The organism is Saccharothrix stipae (assembly GCF_054781895.1).
This window is the reverse complement of sequence record NZ_BAAGTN010000027.1, coordinates 104,607-119,324: the sequence shown is the minus strand read 5'-3', so window position 1 is coordinate 119,324 and position 14,718 is coordinate 104,607. Positions and strand designations below refer to the sequence as shown.

Genomic DNA, 14,718 nt, shown 5'->3' with positions numbered 1-14,718 from the left:
CGTTCCGGATCGACCGCGGGGCGAAGCGCCTCACCGGGAAGGGTCCACCAGCAACCCGCCGACCGCACGGTGAGGTGACGACCCGGTCGCCACCTCCGTGCCGCGCGAACGCTCAGCGGTACGCCTTCGCCTGGAGCGCGAACAACTCGGCGTACAGGCCGGCCGCCGCCGTGAGCGAGGCGTGGTCACCGGTTTCCACCACCCGCCCGTCCCGGACCACGATGATCAGGTCGGCCATGCGCACCGTGGAGAACCGGTGGGACACGAAGACGGTGATCCCCCCGGTCCTGCGGGCGACCCGCCGCGCGTGGTCGGCGTACCGCTGGAACAGGACGTGCTCCGCCTCCGGGTCCAACGCCGACGTCGGCTCGTCCAGGACGAGGAGCAGGGGAGCCTCGCGCATCATGGCCCGGCCGAGCGCCAGCTTCTGCCACTGGCCCCCGGACGGCTCCGCGCCGTCGGCGTAGCTCTTCCCGAGGTGGGTGCGCAGGCCGTCGGGCAGGTCGTGCACCACGCCGGTGGCGCCGGCGCGGTCCAGTGCCGCGAGGACGGCCGGCTCCGACGACACCCTGGGCAGGTCGCCGAGGCCGACCACCTGCTGGGCCGGGAACTCGTAGCGGACGAAGTCCTGGAACCCGGCCGCGATCCGGCCGCGCCACTCGTCCACCGGCATGTCGTGCAGGTCCGTGCCGTCGACCAGGATCCGGCCCTCGGACGGCCGGTAGAACCCGCAGAGCAACTTGACCAGGGTCGACTTGCCGGCGCCGTTCTCGCCGACGATCGCGACGGTGGCGCCGGCCGGGAGGTGCAGGTCGACCTTGTGCAGCACCGCGACGTCGGTGCCCGGGTAGGTGAAGGCCACCCCGGCGAGCTCGATCCCGTCTCGCAGCCGTCGCGGCGGCGACCCGGGACGCGGAGCCGGATCGGTCGCGGTCACCAACGCGGTGACCTCGGTGAGGCGCCGGTACGCGCCGGCCATCCGCTGGAGGTCCTGCAGGAGCGTGACGGCCGTGGCGACCTGCTGGTTGACCTGCGCGGCGAGCACGATCACCAGCACCACGTCGCCGACCCCACGCCGTCCCGCGATCGCGTCACGCACCACGAGCAGCACGCCCGCGATGTACGCGAGCGCGAAGAAGACCTGTCCCGCCGCGCGCATCCACGTCGCGGTCAGCTGTGCGCGCCACAGCCCCTGTGTCGCCTTCGCCCACAGCCGCTCGTGCCGGGCACGCAGTTCGCCCTGGACCCGGGACACCCTCAACTCGCCCGCCACGCGGGCGGAGGTGGCCAGGTGGAACAGGTTGAGCGCGGTCCTGGTCGGCTCGGCGGTCGCCGTCCTGGCCCGGTCGAGCACCCGCTCGGCCGCTCGGCCCGCGAGCAGGGGCGGCACCGCGGCGACGGGCAGCAACAGCAGCAACGGGTTCTGCACGGCCAGCAGCACCGCGGTGAGCACCACCGCGAGGACGAGGCCGACACCGTTGAGCAGCGCTTCGAGCCCGGTGCGGAACTGCCTGCCCTCCTGCCGCAGCACGGTCCACGTGTCGGCGTGCTCGGCCCGCTCGTGGTGCTCGATGCCGGCCGAACCGTTCGACACCTCGATCACGCGCTCGTCGAAGTCCAGCTCGGCCAGCTCCGAGAGCTCGTAGTACGCCAGGTGGGCGAAGTGCCCGAAGGCCAGCACCACCACCGCCAGCACGGCGACGGTCACGCCGGCGAGCACCGCCCGTCCCGCGGCGCCCGCGACGACCTCGCGGGTCATCCACCCGAGCGCGGCCGCCAGCAGCGGGGCGGCGACGGCGCCCGCCGTCATCAGGACCACCGCCAGGGCCGTCTTGCGCCGGTTCAACCGCCACGCCGTGGTGATCATGGTCCACGCGCCGGCCAGGAGGACCTTCACCGGACCGGCTCCTCGACCGCGCCGCCGAACCGGTCGGCCTGCAACCGGAACAGCTCCGCGTAACGCCCGTCGCGCGCCAGCAGGTCCGCGTGGTCGCCCTGCTCGGTGACCCGGCCGTGCTCCAGGACGACGATGAGGTCGGCGTGGCGCACGGTGGAGAACCGGTGCGAGATCAGCAGGGTGGTCGCGCCCTCCGCGAGGCCCGCGAACTCCTCGAAGAAGCCGGTCTCCGCGCGCACGTCCAGGCTCGCCGTCGGTTCGTCCAGCACCACGACCCGGGCACCGTGGCGCAGCGCGAACAACGCCCGCGCCAGCGCGACGCGCTGCCACTGGCCACCGGACAGCTCCGCGCCGTCGGTGAGGTGCCGCGCCAGCGGCGTGTCCAGACCGAGGGGCAGGCGGGCCACCGCCGGGCCCAGACCCACCGAGCCGACCACCTCGCCGATCGTCGCCCGGTCGTCCAGGGAGCCGACGGCGCCGAGCCCGACGTTGTCCGCCACGGACGACTCGTACCGCACGAAGTCCTGGAAGATCACGCCCAGCCGGGCGCGCCACTCGTCCACCGGGAACTCGCGGATGTCGACGCCGTCCAGCGTGATCCGGCCCGAGGTCGGCTCGTGGAGCCGGGCGAGCAGCTTGACCAGGGTGGTCTTGCCGGCGCCGTTCACGCCCACGATGGCCGTGCAGCGGCCGACGGGGATCGTCAGGTCCAGCCCGTCGAAGATCAGCCGCGGCCGGCCGGGGTAGCGGAAGCCGACCTGCTCGAACCGGATGGCGCCGACCGGCTCGGGCACCACCGGCCGCCGCACCGGACCGGTGTGCTCCTCGTGCGCGTCGACGTGCTCGGCGAACCGCCGCACCGAGTCGTAGGCCCTCATGCCGATCGCGGTCGGCAGGTCCGCCTCCGGGTAGTGCTCGGCCAGCCGCAGCAGGCCCAGCGCCGCCGTCGCGACGAGGACGAACCCGGTGAGCGTCAGCTCGTGCGCCGTCGCGCCGACGACCGCGAAGACCACGCCCGTCACCGCCAGGCCCACGACCGAGAACCGGACGAACGGCCACAGGTAGATGCCGCGGCGCTCGGCCCACAGGGGTTCGAGGAAGCGGAGGTGGGTGTCGCGCAAACGTTGCCGCAGCCAGCCGGCCAGGCCGAAGACCCGGATCTCCTTGCTCGCGGCGGCGCCACCGGCCAGCTCGCGCAGGTAGTCGATCTCGCGCTGGTCGGCGGCGAGCAGCTGCCGGGTCCGGGCGTACCGGCGCAACCCGCCGCGTTGGCCGTGGCGGAACAGCAGCACGGTGGCGACCAGCGCCGCCGACGCCGGCCACGAGAACACCACCCCCACCGCGACCGCGAGGCCGACGAGCTCGGTGTACCGCGCGATCAGCGCGAGCAGGCCGGCGGCCGCCCGGCCGGGGCTCTGCACGCCGAACTCCACCTCCCTCGCCGCGGACCGCAGCGCGTCGAGCGCCCGCTGGTCCTCCAACGGGCCGAGGCCGGGGCTGCGCAGCGACGCGGCCATCAGCTCGTCGAACACCCGGCCGTCGATCCGGCGCGTCAGCAGCTCGCCCATCGCCCGTTCCACCGGGGAGATCAGCTGCCTGGCGACGAAGGCGCCGGCCGCCACGCCGAACACCGCGACCAACGAGTCCCACGCGCCCGAGTCCAGCCCCGCGTCGACGGCCGCCGGAACCCGTCCCAGCACCATCGCCGTCGCCACGGTGAACACCACCGGGAGGCACCCGAGCAGCACGTCGACCACGACCAGGGCGGCGACGAGCCGGCCGCCGGCACGGGGGAGGAGCCGGACGATGTCCCGTCGTGCGGCGAACTGCTCGCGCGCGACGCCGGCCCAGGAGCGGATTCCCATGCCGGCCCTCTACCCGGCTGTCGGGTAGTCGGCGCAGCGGGGCAGCCCGCGCTCCTCGATGACCTCGTTGAACGCCGAGAAGCGGATCGCGGGCACCTCGGTCAGCATCCGGGTGATCGGCGTCCGGTACTTCTCCGCGATGTAGCGGTAGTTCTCCAGCGCGGACTTGGCGTTGTCGCCGTGGTCCTTGTCGTGCGGGTAGTGGATGGAGCTCGCCTCGCGGAGCACGCCGAACCGGGCGCCGTCGCGGTGCAGCCGGTAGGCGAGGTCGAGGTCCTCACCGCCCCACTGCCGGAACGCCTCGTCGTACATGCCGATCGAACGCACCTGCTCCGTGCGGGCCGACGCGTGGCAGGTCCAGTACATCAGCCACGGGGCGGGGAGGTGGCCGAAGTCGTCGGAGTACCGCTCGTAGAACGGTTCGCGCACGTCCGGCCATGCCTGCGCGCGCTCCAACGACGCGATGGTCGAGTCGACGTCGTCGACGTCGACGAACTTGCGGATCAGCTGGGCGTCCTCGTTGTCGAGGTTGAAGCAGTACACGTACCCGTTGAGCGCCAACGGTTCCGTGGCGGCCTCGTGGGCGGTCACGTGCGCGCGCAGGCTCGCGGAGTGCAGCAGCACGCCGGAGTCGACGAAGACGCAGACCTCGCCGCCGGCGTGCCGCAGACCCACGTTCCGCGCCCGGGCGACCTGGTAGCCCTCGTCGGGCTGGTAGAAGTACCGCAGGTCCAACCGGTCCTCGAACCCCCGCACCACGGCCGCCGTGTCGTCGCTGGAGCCGTCGTCGACGACCAGCACCTCGAACCGATCACGGGGGAGGTCCTGCTGGTCGAGCGAGTCGAGCGTGAGCTCCAGCAACCGTTCCCTGTTGTAGGTCGGGACGATGACCGTGCAACGCAATGAGCTACCCACGAGAGGCTCTCCTTCAGAGATCCCGCCAAGGCCGTCAGTGATTGGTCCGCGGTCGCACGCGGTCAGCGCGCCGCCCGCCTTCCGGAACCGGTGTGACGAGGTCGGAGAACCCGGTGGGGCCTCGACAAAGATCCACTCTTCCGGGTGATCCCCCGCCGACCACCGCGCAAGTCTGCCGAGCTTCGTGAGGGTTGGTCAACACTACGGGCGAAGTCCTCGCACGAGGTCGGTCGGGCCCGCGTCCACGAGGTTGAAGACCGTGTGCGGATCACGCCCGCCGAACAGCAGCGAGATCACGATCGCGGCCATCGCTTCGAGGTGATGGGCGTGCCGGAGATCGCCGACCGGCAGCGGTTCACCGCCGAGGTCGGCGATGAGCCGCCGCGTCAGGTCCAGCGCGGTGGCGTGGTCACCGCAGTAGGGGACCACCAGGGGACGGCCGTCGAACACCGGCGGCTCCATCCGCCACACCCGCGCCTCGCAGAGGTTGAACGCCTTCACGACGTGCCCGCCGGTCGCCGACGCGATGTCCCGCGCCATCGACCGACCGGGTGCGGTGACCAGGGTGAAGTGCTCGACCTCGACCGGGTTGTTGCAGTCGACGACCGGCTTGCCGCGCAGCGCGTCGCCGATCTCGGCCAGGGTGGCGGCCATGCCCTGGTAGAGGACCGCGATCAGGGCGATGTCGCCGAACTCGGCCACCTCCCGGAAACTCCCGGCGCGACCACCCCACTTCCGGGCCAACGCCTCGGCCTTGTCCGCGCTGCGACCCGCGACCATCAGCTCGTGGCCGGCGGCGGCCCACCGCGTGCCGAGCGCGTCGGCCATCACCCCGGCACCCAGAACACCGATTCTCATGGCGGCGACGGTAGGCCGACGTGGGGCACCACCCGGTGCCCTGTCACCTGTCACCTGTCGCCGAGGTCGTCCGCGTGCTCCTCCGCCCACCTGGCGAGCACCGACACCGGCCCGAGCAGGCTCTCCCCGAGCCGCGTCAACCGGTACTCGACGCCGGCGGGCGCGGTGGCCAGGACACGTCGCTCCACGAGGTTGTTGCGCTCCAGCTTGCGCAGCGTCTGGGTGAGCATCTTCTTGCTGATCCCGCCGATCCGGTCGCGCAGGTCGCTGTAGCGCCGCGGACCGCGCCCCAACCCGTACACCACGACGACCGACCACGTGTCCGCCACCAGGTCCAGCGTCGTGCGGGCCGGGCAGTCGGCGAGGAACACGTCGTGGTCACTCACCGGCCGCCACCCCCTGCGCGGTCGACAACTCCTGATCCACACCAACCAGCATCCACCAACTCACAAGCCGCACTCCCTGTCATCGCCCATCACCCCCGAGTGACCGATGGGACTTTCTTCGACTTCTTCCGTCCCGCGATGTCGATCTGAGCCGTCCCCGTTCGACGCAAGGGTGACAGGAGACGGTCGAGACCCGGGAGACGACGATGAGGGCAGGACGACGCGAGTGGTGGGGGCTGGCGGTGCTGGCGTTGCCGACGCTGCTGTTGTCGCTGGACATGAGCGTGCTGCACCTGGCGGTCCCGCACCTGGCCGCCGACCTGCGGCCGAGCAGCTCGCAACTGCTGTGGATCATCGACGTCTACGGCTTCATGATCGCGGGTTTCCTGGTCACGATGGGCACCCTGGGTGACCGGATCGGGCGGCGGAAGCTGCTGATGGTCGGCGGTGCCGCGTTCGGTGCGGCGTCGGTGGTGGCGGCGTTCACCACCAGTCCGGAGATGCTGATCGGGGCACGGGCCGTGCTCGGGGTCGCCGGGGCCACGCTGATGCCGTCCACGCTGGCGCTGATCAGCAACATGTTCCAGGACCCCGGGCAGCGCGGGACCGCGATCGCGGTGTGGATGAGCTGCTTCATGGGCGGCATGGTGATCGGGCCGGTGGTCGGCGGAGTGCTGCTGGAGCACTTCTGGTGGGGCTCGGTGTTCCTGATGGCCGTGCCGGTCATGGCGCTGTTGCTGGCCACCGCGCCGAAGCTGCTGCCGGAGTACCGCGACACCGCCGCCGGGCGGCTCGACCTGGCGAGCGTGGCACTGTCGCTGGGCGCGATCCTGCCGATCGTCTACGCGCTCAAGGAGACCGCCAAGGACGGTGTGTCCTCGGTCAAGGTCGTCGTGCTCGCGGTGGGCGTGGCGGTGGGCGTGGCGTTCGTCCGCCGGCAACGCGGCCTGGCCGACCCGATGCTGGACCTGAAGCTGTTCCGGGTGCGGGCGTTCAGCGCGGCGGTGAGCATCATGCTGGTCGGCGCGCTCACCATGGGTGGTGTGTTCCTGCTGGTCAGCCAGTACCTGCAAATGGTCGCCGGGTTGACCGCCGTGGAAGCCGGCCTCCTGCTGGTGCCCCAGGCCGGTGCGGTCGTGGTCGGATCGCTCATCGCGCCGCGGCTGGCGCGCCGGTTCCGGCCGGAGTTCGTGCTCGGTTTCGGCATGCTCGTCGCCGCGGCCGGGATCGTGCTGTTCACCCAGGCCACCGGTGCGGGCGGGGTGGCGTTCGTCGTGGTGGGCATGTCGATCGCCGGCTTCGGCATGGGCCCGCAAGGCGTGCTGTGCACCGAGATGGTGGTGAGCTCGGTGCCGCCGCAGAAGGCCGGCGCCGCCTCGGCGATGTCGGAGACCAGCGCCGAATTCGGCATCGCCATGGGAATCGCCGTGTTCGGCAGCATCGGCACCGCCGTCTACCGCGACCAGGTCACCGTCCCCACCCCGATGCCCGCCGACACCGCCACCCTGGCAACGGACAGCATGTCCGGCGCCCTCCAGGCCGCGAGCACGCTCCCCCACCACTGGCCGACGACCTCCTCACCACCGCCCGCGACGCCTTCTCCTCGGGCCTGCACACCGTCGCCACCATCGGCGCCACCATCGTCGTCGCCTTCGCCATCATCGGCATGCTCACCCTCCGCCGAACCAACCCCGCTACCACCCCCACCCCACTCCCCGTCCCGGAAACCCACTGAAGCTCGCGGACTCGGGCCCAGTGGTGGCACTTGTTACGCTACTTTAGTAACAAGGAGGTGGGTAGTGGCGGGCTTCCGGGACGAGGTGGGCGGCGGTTGGTCGAGGCGGTTGCTGTTGGCGGTGGTTCCGTTGACGGTGGCGGCCGGTGTGCCGTGGTTGTTGGTGGTGGTCTACGGCGACCGGCTGCCGGATCGCGCGTACGTCTACGGCTGGTCACGGGTGGGACCGGAGTACGCCCACCTCGCGCCCAGTTGGGCGTCGTGGAGCGCCGGTTGGTCGTACTGCCTGCTGTACGCGGTGTTGCTCGGGGTGGTGTGCCGGCGGGTTCGGCGGTGGCCTCGGCTGCAACGGATGGTGGTCGCCGGTGGCTGGGCGGTCGGCACGATGGCGGCCACCCAGGCGGTCTGCGGTGTGCTGGCCGTGCTCGACGTGCCCGGCTACCCGCCGCACCCCATGGCGAGGTGGTACGACGCGGTGCCGGCGGCGGTCGGGCTGGTCGGTGGCGCCGCGGGCCTGCTGCTGGCGGGGTCCGGACCGGCGTCGCCGGAAACCGCGGACGCTCCGCCGGCCGGACTGCCCGCCAGGCGGCTCGGTCGGACCGAACGGGCACTGCTGAGCGAAGTGGTGTGGTCCACCAAGGCCCGGGTGGTCGGCGTCCTGTGCCTGGTGTGCGCGCCGGTGGCATTGGTGGCCCTGCAATCGTTCACCGCCGTGGTGCTGCTGGCGGTGGGACTGTTCGCGGTGCTGCAGTCCACGGCGAGGATCCAGATCGACGGCGCCGGGGTGTCGCTGACGTTGCCCCTGCTCGGCCGCGCACGACGCCGGGTGCCCTACCGGCAGGTGCGGTACGCCGAGACCGCCGAGCGCGCCCCGACCGCCGGCTGGGGCCTCGCGGAGAACAAGCGGTACTGGGGTTATGCCTCCGGACGCGGGCCGGTCATGGTCCTCAGGCTGACCGACGACCGGCCTTTCGTCGCCGCCCTCCGGGACCCCGAGGCGGCCGTCGCACTGGTCAACGGACACCTGGCCCGCGCCCGGACCAGCGGCACGACCACGGGAGACTGACCCGCCGATGCTGATCTCCGTCGACCCGTCCTCCCCGGTGGGGCTCGCCGACCAGGTCGCCCGGTCGGTGCGCGCGGGCATCGCCGACGGCTCGGTCCGGCCGGGCGACCGCCTGCCCCCCGCTCGCGAAGCCGCCGCGGCCCTCTCCGTCGGCCTGCACACGATCCTGCGCGGTTACCAACAACTCCGTGACGAGGGGTTGGTCGAGCTGCGCCGAGGCCGCGGAGCCGTCGTCACGGACGCCGGCAACTCACTGCGGGCCCGCACGGACCAACTCGCCCGCGACTTCACCTCCGCCTGCCGCCACCTGGGCCTGACCGCCGACCAGACCCTCGCCCTGGTCCGCGACGCCCTGCAACACCCCTGAACAGGTCACGTCCGCACACCGCGCACGGCAACCGCTAGTCAAGACGCAGGACGGTCTCCTCGATCTCGGCGTCCCGGGCGGATGCGTAGGACACCTCGGTGCCGATGACCGTGAAACCCGCCTTCCGCAGGACTCTGAGCGATCCGACGTTGTCACTGGCGGCACGGGCGTGCAGAGGCCGGTCCCGGACCGTGTCGAGGAACAGCTCCAGGGCACGGCCGGCGACCCCCTGGCCCCAGACCGAACGGTCGATCCAGTAGGTGATCTCGGTGTCACCCTCCATGACGAAGCTGGAGATGCTGCCGACGAACCGCCCATCGAGGGTCACCGCACGCAGCGTGGTGCCGGGCGAGGCCCTGATCTTCGCCATGTGGACGTCGAACGCCTCGCGGTCGTCGGGATCCTTGGCGGTGAAGGCGGCCATCCGCACCGACTCCGGGTCACGCATCTGCTCGAACAGCGCGTCGAGATCGGCATCCTCGATCGCCCGCAACGCCACCTCTACCACCGGTGCCCCCTTCATCCTGCTCCGTCTGAACCTGCCGGGGAACGTATCAGCGGCCTCTGACAATTCCGGCGCCGTCGCCGACCGGGGGACCGCCCTGGCGGCCGACCACGCCTTGAAGAGGCCCGCCCGGGCACCCTCCACTGTGGGCGTCTTAGCGAAATCCTTACGCCTGACGGCCACGTTTTCGCCGCCGGAGGACCGGTTCGCGAGGTTCACTCCCCGGTGTGAGGGGGCGGACCCCTCGCCCGAACCGGACACCTGATCGTCAACGGGAGAACTGGCATGACCGACACGCCGCAGTCCGCGGTTCCGGCACGGGTGGACAGCCCGGTTCGCCCGGCTGCCCCGTCGTCGCGGTTGGGGCGGTGGTTGTTGGAGCACCGGGTGCAGCCGGTGGGGCCCGCGGGCGCCGAGCAGCACGCCAAGCCGACGGCGTGGTGGAAGGTCATGTGCCTGACCGGGGTGGACTACTTCTCCACACTGTCCTACTTGCCCGGTATCGCGGCGTTGGCGGCCGGTGCGATCTCGCCGTTGGCGACGTTGCTGATCGTGGCGCTGACGCTGTTCGGGATGCTGCCGATGTACCGCCGGGTGGCCGGGGAGAGCCCGCACGGCCAGGGTTCGGTGGCGATGTTGGAGGACCTGCTGCCGTTCTGGCGGGGCAAGTTGTTCGTGCTGGTGCTCCTGGGGTTCGTGGCCACGTCGTGGATCATCACGATCACGCTGTCGGCCGCCGACGCGTCGGTGCACGCGCTGGAGAACCCGCGGGCGCCCGACTTCCTGCACGGCCAGGAGGTCCTGGTCACGGTCGTGCTGCTGCTCGTGCTGGGCGGGGTGTTCCTGCTCGGGTTCAGCGAGGCGGTCGGCGTGGCCATCCCGCTGGTCGCGGTGTTCCTGCTGCTCAACGCGGTGGTCGTGGTGGCCGGGGTGCTGGAGGTGCTGTCCGGACCGGTGGTGCCGGACCGGTGGCTGGACGCGTTGACCTCCGGCGGGGGAGGACTGGCCGGTGTCGTCGGTCCGGCGGTCCTGGCGTTCCCCTTGCTGGTGCTGGGCCTGTCCGGGTTCGAGACGGGCGTGAGCATGATGCCTCTGGTGGCGGCCGACGGTCGCACGGAGGCCGAGCGGCTGGAAAGCCGGATCCGCAACACGCGCAAGTTGCTCACGGCCGCCGCGCTGATCATGTCGGTCTACCTGGTCGCGACCAGCTTCGTGACCACGGTCCTGGTGCCGGTGGAGCAGTTCCAGCCCGGCGGTGAGGCCAACGGCCGCGCCCTGGCCTACCTCGCCCACGAGCTGCTCGGCGAGTGGGTCGGCACCGCCTACGACATCAGCAGCATCCTGATCCTGTGGTTCGCGGGCGCGTCCGCGATGGCCGGTCTGATCAACATCGTGCCGCGCTACCTGCCGTCCTACGGCATGGCGCCGGAGTGGGCCCGCGCCGTGCGGCCGGTCGTGCTGGTCTACACCGCGGTCTGCATCCTGATCACGATCGTCTTCCGCGCCGACGTCAACGCCCAGGCGGGCGCCTACGCCACCGGCATCCTGGCCATGATGGTGTCGGCCTCGGTCGCGGTGACGATCTCCGCCGTGCGCCGGCGGCAGCGCGGCGCGGCGACCGCCTTCACCCTGCTGACGCTGATCATGCTGTACGCGCTGGTGGAGAACGTGATCGAGAAGCCCGACGGCATCACGATCTCGGCCTTCTTCATCATCGGCATCATCGCCGTCTCCCTGGTCTCCCGCGTCACCCGCACCACCGAGCTGCGCGCCGACCACATCGAGTTCGACGACGAGGCCCGTCGGTTCATCGCCGACTCCATCGCCCACGACGGCGCCCTCACCCTCATCGCCAACCGCCGCCAGGCGGGTGACGCGGCGGAGTACGCGGAGAAGGAGGCCGAGCAGCGGGGCGCGAACCCGGTGCCCGGCCGGGCCGACGTGCTGTTCCTGGAGATCGACGTGGTGGACCCGTCGGCCTTCAGCGACGTGCTCAAGGTCCGCGGCGTCGAGGTCGACGGCCACCGGATCCTGCGCGCCGAGAGCCCCGCGGCGCCCAACGCGATCGCCGCGATCCTGCTGACCTTGCGCGACACCACCGGCGTCCTGCCGCACTGCCACTTCGCGTGGAGCGAGGGCAACCCGCTGGGGCACCTGTTCCGCTACCTCCTCCTGGGCCGCGGCGACACGGCCCCGGTGGTCCGCGAGATCATCCGCACCAACGAGCCCGACCCGGGTCGACGTCCCGGCATCCACGTCGGAGGCTGACCCCGCCCGGTCGAGACCCGCGGCCGGGACGCGGCTAGGAGATCCTGCGGCGGTAGGTGATCGTGGCGAGGACGTAGGCGGCGACGAGGAGGCCGACGCACCAGGCGAGGGCGATCCAGATGTCCGTGCCGATCGGCTGCCGGGTGAACAGGGCGCGGATGGTGTTGACGATGGAGGTCACCGGCTGGTGCTCGGCGAAGGCGCGCACCGGACCGGGCATGGTGCGGGTGGGCACGAACGCCGAGCTGAGGAACGGCAGGAAGATCAGCGGGTAGGAGAACGCGCTCGCGCCGTCCACGGACTTCGCGGTGAGGCCGGGGATGACGGCGAGCCACGTCAACGCCAGGGTGAACAGGAACAGGATGCCCGCGACCGCGAGCCACCCGGCCACCCCCGCGCTCGTGCGGAACCCCATCAGCAGCGCGACGAGCAGCACGACCACGAGCGAGATCAGGTTGGCGACCAGTGAGGTCACCACGTGCGCCCACAGCACGGACGACCGCGCGATCGGCATGGACTGGAACCGCTCGAAGATGCCGCCCTTCAGGTCGAGGAAGAGCCGGAACGCGGTGTAGGAGATGCCCGAGGCGACCGTGATGAGCAGGATGCCGGGCAGCATGTACTGCACGTACGAGTCCGAGCCGGTGTCGATCGCACCGCCGAAGACGTAGACGAACATCAGCATCATGGCGATCGGCATGATCGCGGTGGTGATGATGGTGTCCGGGCTGCGGGTGATGTGGCGCAGGGAGCGTCCCAGCAGGACACCCGTGTCGCCGAGGAAGTGCTTGGCCATGGTGTCGTCCCCTACTTCCGGTCGCCGACGAGCGCGAGGAAGACGTCCTCCAGTGTCGGCTGCTTCTCGACGTACTCGACCTCGGCGGGCGGGAGCAGCTGCTTGAGCTCGGCGAGGGTGCCGTTCACGATGATCCGACCCTCGTGCAGGATCGCGATCCGGTCGGCGAGTTGTTCGGCTTCGTCCAGGTACTGCGTCGTCAGCAGCACCGTCGTGCCCTGGGCGGCGAGTTCCCTGACCGCCTGCCACACCTCGATGCGCCCCTGCGGGTCGAGGCCGGTCGTCGGTTCGTCCAGGAAGATGATCGGCGGGTTCCCGACCAGGCTCATCGCGATGTCGAGGCGGCGGCGCATGCCACCCGAGTACGTCGACACCCGGCGCGCGCCCGCGTCGGTCAGCGAGAACCGGGCGAGCAGGTCGTCCGCGATCCGGCCGGGGTTCTCGCGGTGCCGCAGCCGGGCGACCAGCACGAGGTTCTCGCGCCCGGTGAGGATCTCGTCCACGGCGGCGAACTGCCCGGTGAGGCTGATGGACTCCCGCACGTCCGCGGCCTGCGTGGCGACGTCGAAGCCGTTGACGCCGACCGTCCCGGCGTCGGCCTTGAGCAACGTGGACAGGATCTTCACGGCCGTGGTCTTGCCCGCGCCGTTCGAGCCGAGCAGGGCGAAGATGCTGCCGCGCGCCACCTCGAAGTCCACGCCGCGCAACACCTTCAGCGCCTTGTACGATTTTTCCAGACCCTGCACGCGAATCGCGGGTCCTGCGGTGGCTCGGGTCGTCATGATCGGGTCTCTCCGGTTTCTTCTTCTTGGGCGTGCTCGCCACAGAACACCACGTCGAGCAGTCGCCGCAGTGCCGTGGGGAACTCGTTCGCCGGGTTGGTCGCGGCGTCCCCGGTGGTCAGCGAGGCGGTCAGGGTCTTGCTGCCGTCGGGCGTGCTGTACATGAGCGCCCCGTAGCCGTTGACGCTGCCGTTGTGGTTGAGCAGGGTGCCGGCGCAGTCCGGGCCCGTGTCCTGCACGTACAGCCCGAGGCCGTAGCGGCCGAAGAGGCCCTCGCTCTGAGGGTGCGGCGTGCGCATCTCGGCCAGCAGCGGTGCGGGCAGGAGCTTGCCGCCTTGCAGCGCGGAGAAGAACGTGTGCAGGTCCTCGGTGGTCGAGATCATGTCGCCGGCGCTGGAGATCCAGGTCGGGTTCTGCCGGGTGACGTCGACCGTCTTCCACTGGCCGCCGTCCTCGTACCGGTGGTAGCCGTGGGCGTGCGGCCCGGGGATCTCCGTCGAGGCGCCCGGCACCACGGTGCCGCGCAGCCCGAGCGGCCGCAGGATCATCCGCCGCATCTCCTCGGCGTAGGAACGGCCGGTCACCTGCTCGACGAGCAACCTGGCCAGCACGTAGTTGGTGTTGGAGTAGTTCCAGCCCGTCCCCGGCTCGAACCGCGCCGGCTTGGCCAACGCCAGGCGCACCAGCTCGTCCGGCTGGTAGGTGTGGAACCGCAGGTCCACCCACTCCTTGCCCTGCCAGGGAATTCCCGGCACGACCGTCCCGTCGGGGAAGTACTCGCCGGTGAAGTTGAACACCCCGCTGGTGTGCTGCAACAACATCCGCGCGGTGATCCGCCGGTCCAACCCGAACCGCGGCAGGTGGTCGGCCACCGGGGCGTCCAACCCGATCCTGCCCTCGGCCACCAACCGCAACAGCAGGGTCGCGGTGAAGGTCTTCGTGGCGCTGCCGATCCGGAACCGGCCGTTCGTCGGCGGCTTCGCCGTCTTGCCCAGTTCGCGCACGCCGGCACTGCCGACCCAAGCGCCCCGCTGGTCGTGCACGCGCACCTGCACCCCGGCGAAACCGGCGTCGACGAACGCCTGGACGGCCTGCCGCAACTCCGGCCGGTCCGGCGTGGCAGCGGCCTCTCGCGCGGCGCCGGCCGTGGTCACCGCGGCCAACAGTGCGGCCGCCAGCGCCACGGCCCCCGTCAGCTGGACTATGCGCGGCAAGCGGAACCTGCCGCTCCTGCTGTCCCTGGTCATTCCCGAAACCCCCGGTGCTGTCGCGGAACGG

12 protein-coding genes are annotated in these 14,718 nt (G+C 71.3%); 3 read left to right on the top strand and 9 right to left on the bottom strand.

The window, feature by feature from the left end; genetic code table 11:
• Positions 1-112: 112 nt before the first annotated feature.
• The 5 genes from ACYVLT_RS37995 to ACYVLT_RS37975 form a co-directional block, all read right to left on the bottom strand.
• Positions 113-1,897 carry an ABC transporter ATP-binding protein gene (locus ACYVLT_RS37995; RefSeq protein ID WP_461124998.1) on the bottom strand — a complete coding sequence of 595 codons (1,785 nt, stop codon included), beginning with the start codon at positions 1,895-1,897 and terminating at the stop codon, positions 113-115.
• Positions 1,894-3,762 (bottom strand): ABC transporter ATP-binding protein, encoded by a 1,869-nt coding sequence (locus ACYVLT_RS37990; protein ID WP_461124997.1) that lies wholly within the window; start codon positions 3,760-3,762, stop codon positions 1,894-1,896. Before ACYVLT_RS37990 ends, ACYVLT_RS37995 begins: the two co-directional genes overlap by 4 nt.
• A 9-nt stretch (positions 3,763-3,771) precedes the next feature.
• The gene (locus ACYVLT_RS37985; protein WP_461124996.1) at positions 3,772-4,677 is read right to left on the bottom strand and encodes a glycosyltransferase; all 906 of its coding nucleotides are present in this window, start codon (positions 4,675-4,677) and stop codon (positions 3,772-3,774) included.
• 201 nt (positions 4,678-4,878) lie between these two features.
• Positions 4,879-5,535: an NADPH-dependent F420 reductase gene (locus ACYVLT_RS37980; RefSeq protein ID WP_461124995.1), complete on the bottom strand. Its 657-nt coding sequence runs from the start codon at positions 5,533-5,535 to the stop codon at positions 4,879-4,881.
• Positions 5,536-5,585: 50 nt separating this feature from the next.
• A complete protein-coding gene (locus ACYVLT_RS37975) occupies positions 5,586-5,921 on the bottom strand; it encodes a winged helix-turn-helix transcriptional regulator (protein WP_461124994.1) in 336 nt (111 codons plus the stop codon).
• 206 nt (positions 5,922-6,127) lie between these two features.
• Between ACYVLT_RS37975 and ACYVLT_RS37970 the strand changes: the two genes are divergently transcribed.
• Together ACYVLT_RS37970 and ACYVLT_RS37965 are read left to right on the top strand one after the other, a co-directional pair.
• Positions 6,128-8,722, top strand: a complete 2,595-nt coding sequence (locus ACYVLT_RS37970; protein WP_461124993.1) for an MFS transporter — start codon at positions 6,128-6,130, stop codon at positions 8,720-8,722.
• Positions 8,723-8,729: 7 nt separating this feature from the next.
• A complete protein-coding gene (locus ACYVLT_RS37965; RefSeq protein WP_360463118.1) occupies positions 8,730-9,089 on the top strand; it encodes a GntR family transcriptional regulator in 360 nt (119 codons plus the stop codon).
• A 34-nt stretch (positions 9,090-9,123) separates the two neighbouring features.
• Here ACYVLT_RS37965 and ACYVLT_RS37960 read toward each other — a convergent pair whose 3' ends face one another.
• Complete coding sequence (locus ACYVLT_RS37960) at positions 9,124-9,813, bottom strand: GNAT family N-acetyltransferase (RefSeq protein WP_461124992.1); 690 nt, start codon at positions 9,811-9,813, stop codon at positions 9,124-9,126.
• A 66-nt stretch (positions 9,814-9,879) separates the two neighbouring features.
• Here ACYVLT_RS37960 and ACYVLT_RS37955 point away from each other — a divergent pair, with 66 nt between their 5' ends.
• Positions 9,880-11,862 carry an amino acid transporter gene (locus tag ACYVLT_RS37955; RefSeq protein WP_461124991.1) on the top strand — a complete coding sequence of 661 codons (1,983 nt, stop codon included), beginning with the start codon at positions 9,880-9,882 and terminating at the stop codon, positions 11,860-11,862.
• Positions 11,863-11,896: 34 nt separating this feature from the next.
• Here ACYVLT_RS37955 and ACYVLT_RS37950 read toward each other — a convergent pair whose 3' ends face one another.
• Genes ACYVLT_RS37950 through ACYVLT_RS37940 form a run of 3 tightly spaced genes read right to left on the bottom strand, consistent with a single transcriptional unit; the run spans position 11,897 to position 14,687 of the window.
• The gene (locus tag ACYVLT_RS37950; RefSeq protein WP_461124990.1) at positions 11,897-12,658 is read right to left on the bottom strand and encodes an ABC transporter permease; all 762 of its coding nucleotides are present in this window, start codon (positions 12,656-12,658) and stop codon (positions 11,897-11,899) included.
• An 11-nt stretch (positions 12,659-12,669) separates the two neighbouring features.
• A complete protein-coding gene (locus tag ACYVLT_RS37945; RefSeq protein WP_461124989.1) occupies positions 12,670-13,440 on the bottom strand; it encodes an ABC transporter ATP-binding protein in 771 nt (256 codons plus the stop codon).
• On the bottom strand, positions 13,437-14,687 hold the full coding sequence (locus tag ACYVLT_RS37940; protein WP_461124988.1) for a serine hydrolase domain-containing protein: 1,251 nt from the start codon (positions 14,685-14,687) through the stop codon (positions 13,437-13,439). Before ACYVLT_RS37940 ends, ACYVLT_RS37945 begins: the two co-directional genes overlap by 4 nt.
• Positions 14,688-14,718 lie beyond the last annotated feature (31 nt).

Excerpts from the sequence above, each read along its gene's own strand:
- ACYVLT_RS37990 (WP_461124997.1), bottom strand. The coding sequence starts at position 3,762 with ATGGGAATCCGCTCCTGGGCCGGCGTCGCGCGCGAGCAGTTCGCCGCA.
- ACYVLT_RS37980 (WP_461124995.1), bottom strand. The coding sequence starts at position 5,535 with ATGAGAATCGGTGTTCTGGGTGCCGGGGTGATGGCCGACGCGCTCGGC.
- ACYVLT_RS37970 (WP_461124993.1), top strand. The coding sequence starts at position 6,128 with ATGAGGGCAGGACGACGCGAGTGGTGGGGGCTGGCGGTGCTGGCGTTG.
- ACYVLT_RS37965 (WP_360463118.1), top strand. The coding sequence starts at position 8,730 with ATGCTGATCTCCGTCGACCCGTCCTCCCCGGTGGGGCTCGCCGACCAG.
- ACYVLT_RS37955 (WP_461124991.1), top strand. The coding sequence starts at position 9,880 with ATGACCGACACGCCGCAGTCCGCGGTTCCGGCACGGGTGGACAGCCCG.
- ACYVLT_RS37950 (WP_461124990.1), bottom strand. The coding sequence starts at position 12,658 with ATGGCCAAGCACTTCCTCGGCGACACGGGTGTCCTGCTGGGACGCTCC.
- ACYVLT_RS37945 (WP_461124989.1), bottom strand. The coding sequence starts at position 13,440 with ATGACGACCCGAGCCACCGCAGGACCCGCGATTCGCGTGCAGGGTCTG.
- ACYVLT_RS37940 (WP_461124988.1), bottom strand. The coding sequence starts at position 14,687 with ATGACCAGGGACAGCAGGAGCGGCAGGTTCCGCTTGCCGCGCATAGTC.